The sequence below is a fragment of the Bacillus mesophilum genome, from assembly GCF_008923265.1.
Taxonomy (GTDB): domain Bacteria; phylum Bacillota; class Bacilli; order Bacillales; family Cytobacillaceae; genus Cytobacillus; species Cytobacillus mesophilum.
The window spans coordinates 85834-99795 of sequence record NZ_WBOT01000004.1 but is presented as its reverse complement, the minus strand read 5'-3'; the positions used below and the strand labels follow the sequence as shown (position 1 = coordinate 99795).

Sequence of the window (13962 nt, the reverse complement as noted above, 5' to 3'; positions counted from 1 at the left end):
TCCAATTAAATGAAAATTAATGTTAAATCTCCAAAGTGCAAATCGTAATTATTACGATTAATTTCCATCAATTGAATTTTAGCACATAACTCGCGGTTAAATGAAGTCTTTATATATTTTATTATGAATACCAACTGCTCTGATTTTAATACAAAGAGTTTAATACCATACATATCTCTAACGATTTTAATTAAACTATGCATTTGAACTTTTGTGGTAAGGCATTAAAGTTGCTCTGTCCAGTAACAATCATTAATAATAGATTGGGTACTTTTGACTTGACACCGTATATTCCTTACATTATTATCAAATCGTAATGATTACGATTTATTAAGGGGTGTATTAATGAAGAGTTTTTTTACTAGATACATAGGGGCTTTAATTGCTATTTCAGTATTAGGCGCCTGCCAATCTGGAGAAATTGTCAAAGATACTAGTAATAAGGTAGAGGAAAATCAGAGTCAATCATCTATTGAAAATGATATCAATGAACCTAACGAAATCGTTGCTATCGCAGGATTGGCTGATCATTATCATACGGGTGATACTATTGAATTAACAGCTGAGCTAGAAGAAGATTTAGAATATGACCACTGGCATTGGTATACACTTGCACCTAATCAAGATCCTGAGAACGATGACGCTTGGGAAGTTGTTCCTAATAATGAAACGAAAACTTTTTCTGGTACAGCCACAGAGGATGGTGAACAAATTCAAGCTAGATTATTTGATAATGACCATAAGATTGTTGCAAAAAGTGTGCCACAAATTATTACGATAGATGATCATCATGGAAGTGATTATGTATCAAAACGAATCTATGAAGGCTTCTTTTACTTTGATGAGGTAGGAGAAAGGGAATTGTCCGACTTTGCAGGAGACTGGCAATCAGTCTATCCATATCTTTTAAATGGCGAGTTAGATGAAGTAATGGAAGTCAAAGCTCAGAATAATGATAAGAAGTCAAAAGAAGATTTTATTAAACAATATCAAATTGCATATGAAACAGATGTAAATAGAGTTGTTATTAGCGATGATTCCTTTACATTTTACTATGATGATGGTCGGGAAGTTAGTGCAAAATATAAATCTGAAGGTTACGAAATTCTAGAACGTGATGCTGGAAATAGACAGGTTCGGCATGTCTATAAAAAGAGCGATGATACAAAAGATATGCCAACATATATGATCTTTAGTGATCACAATATTAATACAGCACCAGCTCACCATTTCCACTTGTATTTTGGAGAGGACCGAGATGCATTATTAGCAGAACGTACACATTTTCCGACATATTATCCTTCAAAGTTAGATGGTGCTGGTATAGTAAGAGATATGCTTGCTCATTAAGGTATCATTATATATTAATATCAGTGAGAATTTATTAATAGTTTCTTAAATATAGAGGAGAAGGAAGGCAGATTAGCGCCTTTCTTCTGCCTATTTTTGTCTTAGCCCTTGAGCATGACTTTGTTTTAGCTTTAATTGATTGATCCAATCGGGAGATAGTTCAAATCCTGGCTTAGTATTATCCAAATAACAAGGAGAACCAAATTTTCATTCCTCTATAGTCCTGTGCACATGCGACACGCTTGAACTTGGCAATACAAAACCTATAATAATTGTCTGAGATATAGAGTGATAATAAACTTGTTTAATTCTTGTTCAACTAAGCACCCGTTAGCTTAAGTACATTTATTCACAAACTTGTCTTTTGCCATTTCTTTTATTGCAGGAATGCTACCCCGTTTTTTAAAAGAAAAAGCCGCCTGATTTGGCAGCTGATCTTGAACATAAGTCCCCGGTAGTTGAAGAAGCAAGTTAAAAAACCCGTATTGCTATGAATGCTAATTTTTCTTGATTAAAAAGTTAGTTGAATTAGACATTTCCGTATACTACAGTTAAAATTATCAACAATATTTAACTTAAAACCACATCATATTATATTCAACATATAATAAACACCCTAAAATTGAGAATTATTTCTTCTAACCTCTAGGGTGTACATCAATTCAAGAAACTCTTAAATTATATTCATTTTATAAATCTGCAATCATACCGCCGTCTACTACAAATTGGGAGCCAGTGCAATAACTTGAATCATCAGAAGCTAAGAAAACGACCATTTTAGAAACCTCTTCGACTTTTCCCGCTCTCCTCAAAGGAACACCCTTTACTAATTCATTAACATAATCAGCAACATCGCCTTGTGCAGCCAATGGTGTTTCTATGGTTCCAGGATGTACAGAGTTAACCCTAATACCATATTGGCCTAGATCTGCTGCAGCGCCCTTTGTCATTCCAGTAACCGCATGCTTAGAGGCATTGTAAGCAACTCCCGTAGGTGCCCCAACTAAACCACTAACAGATGAAATGTTAATAATTGAGCCCATTTTTTCTTTTTTCATTGACGGCAGAACAGCCTTCATACCTAGAAAAACACCTAACTCATCAATTTTAAAGGTTAGTTTAAAATCCTCCTCAGTTAAATCTTCTAATGGTTTAAAAATACCAACCCCTGCGTTATTCACTAATACATTTATCGGACCGAATAATTCTTCAGTTTTTTCTACAGCATTTTTCCAGTCATCAGAATTCGATACATCTAATTTGAAGTATGTAGCATTTTCACCCATTTCCTCTGCCAGTTGTTTAGCAGCTGCTTCATTAATATCGGTAATAGCTACCTTAGCGCCTTCATTTATAAAGTTTCGTACGTGTTCAGCACCCATACCTTGAGCTGCTCCAGTAATAATAGCTACTTTTCCAGTTAAACGTCCCATTAAGATCATCCTTTTTATAAGTATTTGATTGCTATTTTAGTATAAAAAACATAATAAGAATTTTCAAATAAATGAATTTAATACAATCTTTATAGAATCCAGTAGGCATCCGTTACTCCCAGTATATGGCGGTTCGTTAAGGTAGCCGTAATAGCGTGTTAAATAAGCTTTTACATTGGATATTTGCCCTTTTAAAGATCAAAAATAATTTCCGATAATGATTAGAATTTAATTTAACTATATTTCAAACTCCTATTAAATTGCTTAGAGCAACATTTCAATATACTAGTAGGCACTCTGATGTCATTTAACATAAAAGTTGGTACTTTGATTACATTCGTCAATTGCGATTTACATAAAAGTACTAACTAACTTATTCTTAAATTGTATAAGCCACCATCAATGGTATAAGAAGAAGAAGTTACGTATTTGGATTCATCTGAAAGTAAGAAAGCAATCAAACTAGCTACTTCTTCAGGCTCACCATATCGTTTCATTGGTACAGAATCAGAATATGCCTGTTGTGCTGCTTCTGCTGAATCCGGAGCAACGTTAGATTCGATATTACGCATCATTTTAGTATTAATAACACCTGGATTGACTGTATTTACACGTACATTAAATCCAGCTGCTTCTAATGCTGCAACTTTATTTACACCCATCACAGCATGTTTAGAAGAGTTATATAACACCATATTTGGAGAACCAATTAACCCTGCTACAGAAGAAGTATTAACGATAGAGCCATATTTTTGTTCCTTCATTACAGGTAATATATATTTTAAATTAGTAACTTTAAATCAAATCTTCTTTTTTGATTATGAATTCAAATCCGTTAAAAATAATACTAAAGTAGTTTTATCTAAAGCTTCTATTTCCTCAATATTCTCGTAAGGCCCTGTTATAGCGTCTCCCTTTTTGAGTATCGTTTCCTTTACTCTGACTTTTCCATCCATAATATATAACCATGGCATTAAATTTTCTATTTTAGGAATAGAGGTAACTATTCCTGATTCCAAATGTGCATCAAAGATAGCGATATTATTACGAATTTTCAGAGGTGCACCAGAATCTTTATGGCCTCCAAGTAAATTCCATTCTTTAGAATAAGATACCTCTCTTTTTAAAAATTGAACTTCACTAGCTAATTCCAACTCATTTGGCATCATCAACACTTGGAGGACCTCAGCTGATTGTGATGATTCTTCATGAAAGAAACTTGATCCTGCATTCATTAACATAAGGTTATTAGGTGATACTACTTTCTCATCCCCCACTGAGTCCTTATGATACATTTCTCCTCTCCAGACATAACTTAATATTTCATCATTTCGGTGCTCATGCATCGGGATTAATACATTATTTAGTTCACAGTGCATTACTAAGAGCAACGGTCCTAATCCGTTATTAGTAATATCTGAGAGGTCATTCTCTGATGTTTCAAAAATTTGTTCTGGTCGAATGACTCTAATGCGAAACCTCTCATGACCACCCCAAGGGGTATCTTCGGACCTTAATATTTTTATTTCATTTTGTTTCACCATATTCTTAATCACTCCTTAAATAATCTTTTGTTTATTAAAAAGCAAAAGATTAAAACACCTTGGTCACTTAATAGCAACCATATTTAAAATATTTATCATAATTCTATTTAATAATTCTTACATTTCTTCTGTTTCTAATTCAATTTTAACTTTCATTGGACGAGTATCTTTTAAGAAAATTGAAAGTATCAATCCGGTAAATGCTATAATTGTTGATACCAAAAATGCAGTATTTAGGCCATTTATTGTGCCATCTGAATTAGATCCAGTTAACGTGAAAGTAGACATTATAGTAACAAGTACTGCCGTACCAATAGACCCTCCAACCATACGCATGGCATTATTCATTGCAGTTCCATGAGAGATAAGCTTAGAAGATAGTTGATTGATACCAGCTGTAGCTACAGGCATCATAACCATTGAAATACCTAACATTCTTATCATGTAAACAAAAACCACAAAAGAAATTGAAGTAGTTAGTTGTAAATTAGTTAAAAAAATACTAGTTACTGTGATTATAGTCATTCCTATAATTGCAAGATATCGAACTCCATATTTATCAAAGATTTTACCTGTTATTGGCATCATTATTCCCATAACAATGGCACCAGGAAGAAGTATAAGACCTGATTCGAGTGGACTAAGATTCAATACATTTTGAATATAAATGGGAATTAAGGTTTCAGCGCTTATCATTGAAGTAAAAACAATAACACTCAGTATTGTTGTGATAGTGAAAATTGGGTTTTTAAACACTCTAAATTCTAGCATAGGCTCTTCTAACCGTAGCTGTCTTTGGATAAACCATATTAAAGAAATAAAACCAATGGTTATTGATATGATTACATTTATGTGGGTAATACCTAAACTACCTAATATACTAAATCCATATAATAGCCCTCCAAAACCGAATGACGATAAGACGATTGATAATATATCAAGCTTTGGATTTGTTTTTTCAGTAACATTTTTCATAGTAATACTAGCTAGAATTATATTTATCGTCACAATAGGTAAAACAACAAAAAATAAAGACCTCCATGGAAAGTGTTGTACTAAATACCCTGATAATGTAGGTCCAATCGCAGGGCCAAGACCTATTACTAATCCAACTAGACCCATTGCAGAACCTCTTTTTTCAACAGGAAATAAGTTGAGGATGACTACTTGACTTAGTGGCATAGTTACTCCAGCCCCGACTGCTTGAATAATACGCCCAAGTAATAGATATTCAAAATTAGGAGCTATACCTGCAATTAATGTACCTAATGCAAATATCATCATTGCTCCAATAAATAGTCTTCTAGTAGTAAAAGTGCCGATCAAAAATGCTGTAATGGGAATCATAATCCCATTTACTAGCATAAATGCAGTAGTTAACCATTGAGCTGTGTCAAAATTAATATCTAAATCATTCATGATAGGAGGAATTGCAGTAGCTAATAATGTTTGGTTTAGAATAGATACAAAAGTACCTATCAAAAGAACCATCATTATAGGTCCTTTTTGGGTTTGATCAATTGACACGATTTAATCACTCCTTTATTTTCAAACTTAATGAGCTGTCCAGCTATAGGACAGCTCATTTCTAAATTTCTAATTAGAGTTTAAGCATTTGATTTCAACATAGGTTTATAAACATCAACATTTTTAAATAACAAGTAGATATTCATTGCCAAAATTAAATAAGCTGGCACACCAGAAATAAATTCTAAGAAGAAATGAAAGAATGCCATATTAACAGAAACAGGTATAAATATAACCAATGCTAGTGGAACAAATCTATTAGTTAATAAAGCAACACCACAAGCGATTTTCACAATGGATAAAAACGGGATAAAGTAATTAGTGTCTTCAAATGCTTTTAAAAATGCATTGGCTGCCTCACTCTCATACTCAACTGGCGCCCCACCCATGAAAAGCATAGCTGCACCTGAACCTGCTATCATAAATCCAAAAATAAATCTAATTATTGTATAAATCTTTCCTTTTTCCATTAGTAATTAGTCCACCTTTTTAATTTCTTGATTTTTCAAATCTAAAATTTACTTTTTCAAATTTTAGATTTGGAGGAGTTGCTTCAAACATTCTCAGGAGGTAATATTGGACGAGGATCAAACGCAACTCTTACCTGGCTGATTAAATTATTCTCCACCTTTAACCAATTAACACCAGATATTAGCTCATTACTTTCAGAATGCTGGATTTCAAACCATGTCAATACGTCAGGACCATCAACCCATTGCTTTACGATCACAAGTTCCTTTGTTATTCCAAATAACCATTCAAGCGCATTCCGATAAGCTTTTGCTCCTTCAATTAAGCCTAGAGGTCCTCTAACACTAATATCCTCTGAAAACAGGGCTTCCACCTTTTCAGGATCATTCGTTCTCCAGGAGGAAAAATAGTCGTTAACTATCGATTCCGGTTTCATTTCAATCCCCTCTCCTTTTGAATCATGTACGTATTAAAATACTTATTTTCTAATGGTACTTAAAGCCCCAGTCCATGTTATCAATTGATCAAGCATTTCATTAACAATAGGAACATGTAGAGGCGCAGGCTTAAATGTTTCACGATCTGCAAAATCAGTAAAAACTGATAACGTTGGGTGAGTTCTTACATCTGCAATTAATAACTCTCCCAAAATGCCTCTTAAATGTTCTGCAGCTCTAGCTCCCCCAGCTGCACCATAACTAACTATGGCAGCAGCCTTGTTATTCCATGGTTCTCGTGCTAAATCAAGAGCGTTCTTTAGGGCACCTGTAATACTGTGGTTATATTCTTGAACAATAAAAATAAACCCATCATAAGAAGCAATTGTTTTATTCCATTTCATAATTCGAGAATCATTAAAATCGGTTGTACCGAAAAAAGGTAAATCAAATTCTGCAATATCAACGATCTCATAAATAGCGTCATTGCGTTTATCAGCAATCTCTTTTACCCACTTTCCAACTTGTGGACTTTGTCTACCTACTCTCGTACTACCTAAAATAACTCCAATTTTTTGTTGATTCTTCATGTGTAAGTCCTCCTTAAATTTTTACTAATTACCTAAATGGTTTGTCAATCGTAGTAAATTTATGTCCTTTACTATTAAGTTGTTTCAAAATGCTTTCTAGGGTTATAATATATCCTAAGGATTAATAATTGAAGAAGGCACTTTAATTTTACATAGTTACTTTTAGGAGACTATTAGTATTTATAAAGAAAAATCACATGGGGGAATATATTATGAATTATAAAAAAGAGAATCATCCAACAGACAATTGTGCAAATATCGAAGTTGCTTTAGATATTATTGTGGGGAAATGGAAGCCTGTAATCCTTTTTCACCTTTTAAATAACGAAAAATTACGATTCAGTGAACTGCAAAGAGCTATTCCAGAAATATCAAAGAAGATGTTAACGACTCAATTGAGAGAATTAGAATATCATGACATAATTGATAGGAAGGTATATGCTCAAGTGCCACCAAAGGTTGAGTACTCTTTGTCTGAATATGGAACAGGATTAATCCCAGTCTTACTATCAATGCGTAAGTGGGGATTATCACATATAAAACATTTGGAACAACTTTATGGCAATACAAACTAAATTAAAAGACCAATTATATGCTGGTAGCCCCATCTTCGACTAACTGCTCGATTGGTTTAAGCTAATCTATTCAAAAATTTTTATAAAAGATTCTTTTCGAATTAGTAATCGTCAAGCCAATTCTTTCTTAATTGAATTAACCTACCCCTTTTGTGAAATAGAAGCAGCTGCCTTATTGGCAGCTGCTTCTACAATATAAATACGAATACTATGAGGAAAAAACTTTTTTTACAAACTTCATCTGCTCTATTAAGGTATTTTCACTTCCTCGATTCATCCTTAATATTGATTCTTTAGGTGATATGTTATCCTTGTTTTTTACCTCCTCAGAAAACACTACCTATTTTATTATTTATTAATTTACCTTGTTCAACTAAACTGCCCCTTTTGTTACATAAGAAAAGCCGCCTGAATTGGCAGCTGATCTAGAATATAATCACCCCGTTGGGTTAAGATGATATATCTTTACTTTGATTTATCTTTTCTTCTAAGTTGGAAATTCGTTTATTTAATTTGTAAATCACAGGTGTAAACATAATAACCACAGTACCCAGTCCAGCAAGAAAAATGAAAAGGTTACCTTCCATTAAATCCCTCCTCTTAAAATTAGTATTCGTTACGTTATTTCATTATTCCTTCTTCAACAAACCTGCCCCTTTTCTACCATAAGCAAGGGTTTCACTTATTACGGGAATGCTGCTCCTATAGCGATATAAAAAAGGCTTTCTTTTATTTAAGGAAATCTCTCTTTAGTTGAAGTGTATTTGTTCACAAACTAACCGCCTTGCGTACTTCTTGACAGAATACGTCCCCTCTTAATATCTCATTAATAAGAGTTACTTCCTAATTGGTTTACACAGAATATTAGACGAAAATCTCAAAACATAATGTCATATAATGATAACGAAAACAAGCCCCGCTTTCTTATTAGAATGTAGGGCTTAAAAATTTTATTTATTTTTCAAATAATACATACTAAAATTTAAATTTCCACTTCCATTTCCGATAAATTTAATACCTTTCCACCAACTTTGACTCCCATTTCTTGCCCTTTAACCATTAATTCAACTATTATTTCTGAAGGCTTTTTCATTGAATAACCCTGCTCCATTACAAAAGGGTGATCATGTACCTTTTTGATATTTTCGTACTTAAATAGATAACTTGCAAGAGCACCATTAGAGGTACCAGTAGCCGACTCTTCACTTATGCCATATAAAGGTGCAAAATTCCTGCAGTAAGTACTAGAACCAAACAAAGTTTCTAGTGTAAAAACATGATATCCTATTGTATTATATTTACTACTAATTCGGGATACTTCTTCAAAATTTGGTTGAATAGCATTTAATATGTTGATATTTTTCACAGGAACAAGTATATCCCTGAGACCAGTTGAAACGATTTGCACTGGCAGTTCATCTATCATTTCATTTTCAGTAATGTTCAACGAATCAGCAATTTCCTTTTTATTTACTATTTCATAAAAACTTGGGGTGTTTTGTTCCATCATAATAGATGAATCAGCCTTTACCTCCACACTTAAAATTCCTGCTTTCGTTTCTTGAAGAAATACTCCAGGTTTAATCAACCCCTTACTTAAGAGTACATAAAATGTTGCTATTGTAGCGTGTCCACAAAGATCTACCTCCTCTTCAGGGGTAAAAAACCTTACTTTAAAATGTGCGGATTCTGACTTCATGACAAAAGCAGTCTCACTAAAACCAATAGCAGCTGCAATATCTTTCATACTTTCATCAGATAAAGAATCGGCATCAATCACAACTCCGGCTGGATTGCCTCCTTCTATTGTTTTTGCAAATGAATTTACTGTATATACTTTTAATTTCATATTCCCCTCCTAATTAATGGATAACTAGTACATTTTAGCTCCTAATGCAAATACATTGACAGATTTTAGTTTAATTGTCTAATGAGAATGTTTTACGTAAATCGTTAGTACCTCTTCTTTAAAGCTTCTACCTCCTATTTAATAGCTTAGGAATACTTCAATAAGTTTTTAAAGAAAATTAAGTTACTTTGTTGAATTCCCTATTTTATATATGTTTCATGACAAAGTTAGATAAGATAATTTTGTCCCCACTTTCTTAGAGAATTAATGATAGTTGATAACTCATTTCCTTGTTCAGTTAAGAAGTATTCTACGCGTGGTGGGACAGTATCATCTACCTTTCTTTTCACAATTCCATCCGCTTCGAGTTCCCTAAGTTGCAAGGTTAGTATTCTTTGCGATATTCCCGGTATTAATCGTTTAAGTTCGTTAAATCTGATTGAATTTTCGGATAATATATCGATAATGATACCTTTCCATTTTCCACCTACAATCTGTAAAGCCATCTCAATAGGACAAGCCCTTATAACCTCTTCACTGCAATCGCCATAGTTTTTTAACCCATATCCCATATTGTCACCCCTTCATTAAGTTACAAAAATGTGCGTACTTACATGTATCAATCATTTTCATTATATTTAATATATCAGAAACGAAAGGAGTTCATATCATAATCACTTGTAAAATCTAATAGTCGAAACAAAACATTAATACATTTTGCAGGACAGGTAAGAAAAGGAATAAGGGAGGGAATTTTATGAAAAAACCTAAAATAGTGTTAATCACAGGCGGTAACAAAGGCATTGGTTTTGAGACAGCTAGACAATTAGGAAAAATGGGATATGAGATTTTAATAGGATCGAGAAATGAAAAAAAAGGACTTGAGGCAGTAACCTTATTGGAAAAGGAGGGTATTCAAGCTAAATCAGTGGGTATTGACGTTACAAACCCCAACTCCATACTCTTCGCTTTAGAAAGAATTAAACAAGAATATGGATTGCTTGATATATTGATTAACAATGCAGGTGTGTTTTTGGAAGGCAATATCACTCAGAGTGAACTAGATTTGTCCATCCTAAAAAATACTTATGAAACAAACGTTTTTGGTTTATTTTCAGTAACAAAAGCAATGCTCCCATTGCTCAGAAAGTCTACCTCCGGAAGAATCGTTAATCTTTCCAGCGGATTAGGTTCTTTAACCTTGAACACAGACCCAATGTCAGAATTTCACAACGTTAATACACTTGCCTACAATAGCTCCAAAACGGCCGTAAATGCTTTAACCGTTTTTCTTGCTAAAGAATTAAGCGATTCTCCTATTAAAATTAACTCCGTTTGCCCTGGATTTACAGCAACTGATTTAAATGGTAACAGCGGCTATCGTTCGGTTGACCAAGCTGCTTCCATTGTAGTAAAGCTTGCCACTATAAATAGTGATGGTCCAACTGGAGGCTTTTTTGATGATGAAGGAGTTGTACCTTGGTAAAATAGAAGGCTAAGCAGCTTGAAGGTGGTTTCTATACAAATAGGAGCCACCTTTTTAAACTCACTAGTATCGAAAGTGGTTATAGTTTCTCATGTAATGGTTATTTTTGATATTAGTTCTTTTAATGTCTTGGCTTTCAACTTCATCCTTAAAATGAACGAAAATTATTCTTGGAGAACATTATACCAACAGTTTCCCCTTCATGACATGGATTGACCTAGGCCATACTTTTAGAGTAATGCTGATAACTTGGGCTTGTATAATGATATGAAAAAATAAACCCGTTTTTTCTTTTTAGCATCGACAAATATATTTTTATGTAGTTAGTTTAAAGCCCTACATATGTAACTAAAACAAATATAATTTTGCGATTGTCTTCACTTAAGTTAAACTGTTTTTCCCCTCCGAAAGCTGGAATTTCTCTTTATTACAGGAATGCTGTCCTTTTTTTAAAAATGCAGCAGATAAATTTCGATTTCTATACTTTAAAGGTGATGTTAAAGTTGACAAAACAAGAAAATAATAATAAATATCTATTTATACTCTTTGGCATTTATATAGCACTATTGGTATACTTCATGTTTTTCGGATTTGATCGTCCGCAACGGCTTGTAGCGGTGCGAGAATTTCGGTATTCATTTGAATTTATTAGGATTCCTTTGTGGCTGCCTAATCATTTTTCAATAGATATTATTAAACTATGGATATTTTCTCTTGGTAACCTTTTAGCATTTGTTCCGTTTGGAATACTTGTTCCAATGGTGTTTGAAAAACAAATAAAATCATACTTTCAGTTTATTTTCTTGTTTGTGTTTTTTATTCTATGCTTGGAAATTTTACAAATGGTAACATATTTAGGTAGCTTTGATTTAACAGATATTGTTATAAATACAATGGGGGCAACAATTGGATTCTGTTCATATCGAGTAAGTGTACGTATGAATACTTCAAGAAAGTATTTCGTTACTATAGGATTGTCCATTTTAGGGTTTTCCGTGCTGATGTTCCTTATAGCGTGGGTATTTAACAGTACAATCACTCCATACCTGCTTAAAACACTCACAATTGATTAATTATCGATATTAATGTGCATTTACCAATTCTTTTCTTCAACTAAACTGCCCCGTTTGTTCCATAAGAAAAGCCGCCATATTTGGCAGCGACCTTAAATATAAGCACTTACAGGAAGGCTACCCATTTGCTGAATAAGCACAATCGCTACCTTTATTAACTAAATATATATAAATCAAAATGAATCTCCGCTTGAATTAAACTAGCAAATTCTATGATATCTTTCTGTAAATACATTGCGGGTTTTTCATTATTTTCAATTTGAATTACAATCATAAAAAGATAATCTAAACCATATTCCCCTTTGAGGAATGATAATTGGTCCGTTTTCCCAATGAGTGATTTTAGAATTACATTCAACTGGTCATTTATATCGTATGATTCTTGGTATCCAGTACTCAATGTCCAATCTGTCTCTTTTCTATATCTGATTTTGGTGGAGGATCTAGACCTTTCAATAATATCCCCTTTTTTATAAGTTTCTGTTGGTTCTAAACCCAGAGTGTTTGTAATTATCTCTAAAGGAAATTCATCACCAAATGCACTAAAGTAAGCCATAACCTTTGTTTTATCCAGAATTGTTCCTCCTCGCCGTAAATAAGTTTTCTTATTGAAACATCCTGCCCCGTTTAGTGAATAAGAAGAAGCCACCTGATTTGGCAGCTGATTTAAACACAAGCAGACGTTACTTGAATAAGAGCAATTAAAGGGTTTTTAATACACCGCAAATAATTAATATAATGACAAATGAAAAGTAGTATAAATACAACTTTTTAGCTTTCTGATAATATTCCTCTTTAGGCACTTTTGTCCTTTTAGTTTCTTTATTGAAATGTTTATACACCTTAATGGTTTCATATAAGGCTAAAAAAAATAGTAAACAACAAAAAACTTAATAGTTTTAATACGATTAATAAACCCATTCATACTTTCTCCTTAATCCAACAATCCTTCAAGATAATTATAAATTATTAGTAGGAAATTCGTATATAGTTCTTCCATTAACCTGCCCCGTTTATTACATAAGATCAGCTGCCTTGTATGGCAGTTGATCATGATCATATGTACCCGTTAATAAACAAGGATTTTAATGTATTTTCTTTTCTAATACAGCGAGTTTCTTAAATTTTTCATCATAACTTTCACGTTGAATAAGATTATTTAACCAAAATTTCGCTCTTTCAAAATCTTTGTTTTTTATAAATGTTTCTATGGCATGTTTAAAATTGTTACTGTATTTAAAATTCTCATTTATCATTATTTCAAGTCCTTGATTATAACAATCGGATGCTAATTTATATTGCTTTGCTTTTGTATATAACATCCCTAAATAAATTAAACCACTTGATTTTTCTTCTATATTGAATTTGGGTTGATTAATGGCTGAATTCATTATCTGAATTGCCTTATTTCGTAGGAATAAACTATCATAAGTGTGGGCTCTATAAACAAAATCCTCATACTTCTTTAAAGGTTTGATTAGTGAAATGATACTCATTAAGACCATCCTCTATTGATTTTTCTTTATTATATAAAATGTACCCTTAGAGGTTTTATATTTATTTTCCTCGTTAAACTAACCTGTCCCATTAGTTAAACAAAAGAATGACCACCGTAGCGATCAGCAAC

At 32.9% G+C, this 13962-nt stretch carries 16 protein-coding genes; 4 read left to right on the top strand and 12 right to left on the bottom strand.

Annotated features, from left to right (window positions below):
* The first annotated feature begins 345 nt into the window (after nt 1-345).
* Nucleotides 346-1350 carry a ZinT/AdcA family metal-binding protein gene (locus tag F7732_RS13660; RefSeq protein ID WP_151574596.1) on the top strand — a complete coding sequence of 335 codons (1005 nt, stop codon included), beginning with the start codon at nt 346-348 and terminating at the stop codon, nt 1348-1350.
* A gap of 689 nt (nt 1351-2039) precedes the next feature.
* Here the strand turns inward: F7732_RS13660 and F7732_RS13655 are convergent.
* From F7732_RS13655 to F7732_RS13625, 7 genes are all read right to left on the bottom strand, one after another.
* Nucleotides 2040-2783 (bottom strand): SDR family NAD(P)-dependent oxidoreductase, encoded by a 744-nt coding sequence (locus F7732_RS13655; RefSeq protein ID WP_151574595.1) that lies wholly within the window; start codon nt 2781-2783, stop codon nt 2040-2042.
* Between the two features lie 368 nt (nt 2784-3151).
* Nucleotides 3152-3559 carry an SDR family NAD(P)-dependent oxidoreductase gene (locus tag F7732_RS13650; protein ID WP_275670932.1) on the bottom strand — a complete coding sequence of 136 codons (408 nt, stop codon included), beginning with the start codon at nt 3557-3559 and terminating at the stop codon, nt 3152-3154.
* Between the two features lie 42 nt (nt 3560-3601).
* The gene (locus tag F7732_RS13645; RefSeq protein WP_151574594.1) at nt 3602-4327 is read right to left on the bottom strand and encodes a pirin family protein; all 726 of its coding nucleotides are present in this window, start codon (nt 4325-4327) and stop codon (nt 3602-3604) included.
* Between the two features lie 117 nt (nt 4328-4444).
* Complete coding sequence (locus F7732_RS13640) at nt 4445-5854, bottom strand: MDR family MFS transporter (protein WP_338024106.1); 1410 nt, start codon at nt 5852-5854, stop codon at nt 4445-4447.
* Between the two features lie 80 nt (nt 5855-5934).
* Entirely contained in the window at nt 5935-6324 is a 390-nt protein-coding gene (locus F7732_RS13635; protein WP_151574593.1) for a DUF3185 domain-containing protein, read from the bottom strand.
* A gap of 83 nt (nt 6325-6407) precedes the next feature.
* Nucleotides 6408-6761, bottom strand: a complete 354-nt coding sequence (locus F7732_RS13630) for a nuclear transport factor 2 family protein (protein ID WP_151574592.1) — start codon at nt 6759-6761, stop codon at nt 6408-6410.
* A gap of 42 nt (nt 6762-6803) precedes the next feature.
* Complete coding sequence (locus tag F7732_RS13625) at nt 6804-7352, bottom strand: NADPH-dependent FMN reductase (protein WP_151574591.1); 549 nt, start codon at nt 7350-7352, stop codon at nt 6804-6806.
* A gap of 212 nt (nt 7353-7564) precedes the next feature.
* Between F7732_RS13625 and F7732_RS13620 the strand changes: the two genes are divergently transcribed.
* Nucleotides 7565-7927, top strand: coding sequence for a winged helix-turn-helix transcriptional regulator (locus tag F7732_RS13620; protein WP_151574590.1), 363 nt, complete (start codon nt 7565-7567; stop codon nt 7925-7927).
* 449 nt (nt 7928-8376) lie between these two features.
* Here F7732_RS13620 and F7732_RS22675 read toward each other — a convergent pair whose 3' ends face one another.
* The 3 genes from F7732_RS22675 to F7732_RS13610 all read right to left on the bottom strand — a co-directional run bounded on the left by F7732_RS22675 (nt 8377) and on the right by F7732_RS13610 (nt 10348).
* Entirely contained in the window at nt 8377-8514 is a 138-nt protein-coding gene (locus F7732_RS22675) for a hypothetical protein (RefSeq protein WP_161598883.1), read from the bottom strand.
* 395 nt (nt 8515-8909) lie between these two features.
* Nucleotides 8910-9776, bottom strand: coding sequence for a PhzF family phenazine biosynthesis protein (locus F7732_RS13615; protein WP_151574589.1), 867 nt, complete (start codon nt 9774-9776; stop codon nt 8910-8912).
* 227 nt (nt 9777-10003) lie between these two features.
* Nucleotides 10004-10348, bottom strand: coding sequence for a winged helix-turn-helix transcriptional regulator (locus tag F7732_RS13610; RefSeq protein WP_151574588.1), 345 nt, complete (start codon nt 10346-10348; stop codon nt 10004-10006).
* Nucleotides 10349-10533: 185 nt separating this feature from the next.
* Between F7732_RS13610 and F7732_RS13605 the strand changes: the two genes are divergently transcribed.
* On the top strand, nt 10534-11262 hold the full coding sequence (locus F7732_RS13605) for an SDR family oxidoreductase (RefSeq protein WP_151574587.1): 729 nt from the start codon (nt 10534-10536) through the stop codon (nt 11260-11262).
* A 503-nt stretch (nt 11263-11765) separates the two neighbouring features.
* Nucleotides 11766-12335 (top strand): VanZ family protein, encoded by a 570-nt coding sequence (locus F7732_RS13600; RefSeq protein WP_205068218.1) that lies wholly within the window; start codon nt 11766-11768, stop codon nt 12333-12335.
* 154 nt (nt 12336-12489) lie between these two features.
* Here the strand turns inward: F7732_RS13600 and F7732_RS13595 are convergent, their stop codons facing one another.
* Both F7732_RS13595 and F7732_RS13590 read right to left on the bottom strand, forming a co-directional pair.
* Nucleotides 12490-12891 carry a DUF4279 domain-containing protein gene (locus F7732_RS13595; RefSeq protein WP_151574890.1) on the bottom strand — a complete coding sequence of 134 codons (402 nt, stop codon included), beginning with the start codon at nt 12889-12891 and terminating at the stop codon, nt 12490-12492.
* Nucleotides 12892-13420: 529 nt separating this feature from the next.
* Complete coding sequence (locus F7732_RS13590) at nt 13421-13831, bottom strand: hypothetical protein (protein ID WP_151574585.1); 411 nt, start codon at nt 13829-13831, stop codon at nt 13421-13423.
* Nucleotides 13832-13962: the final 131 nt, after the last annotated feature.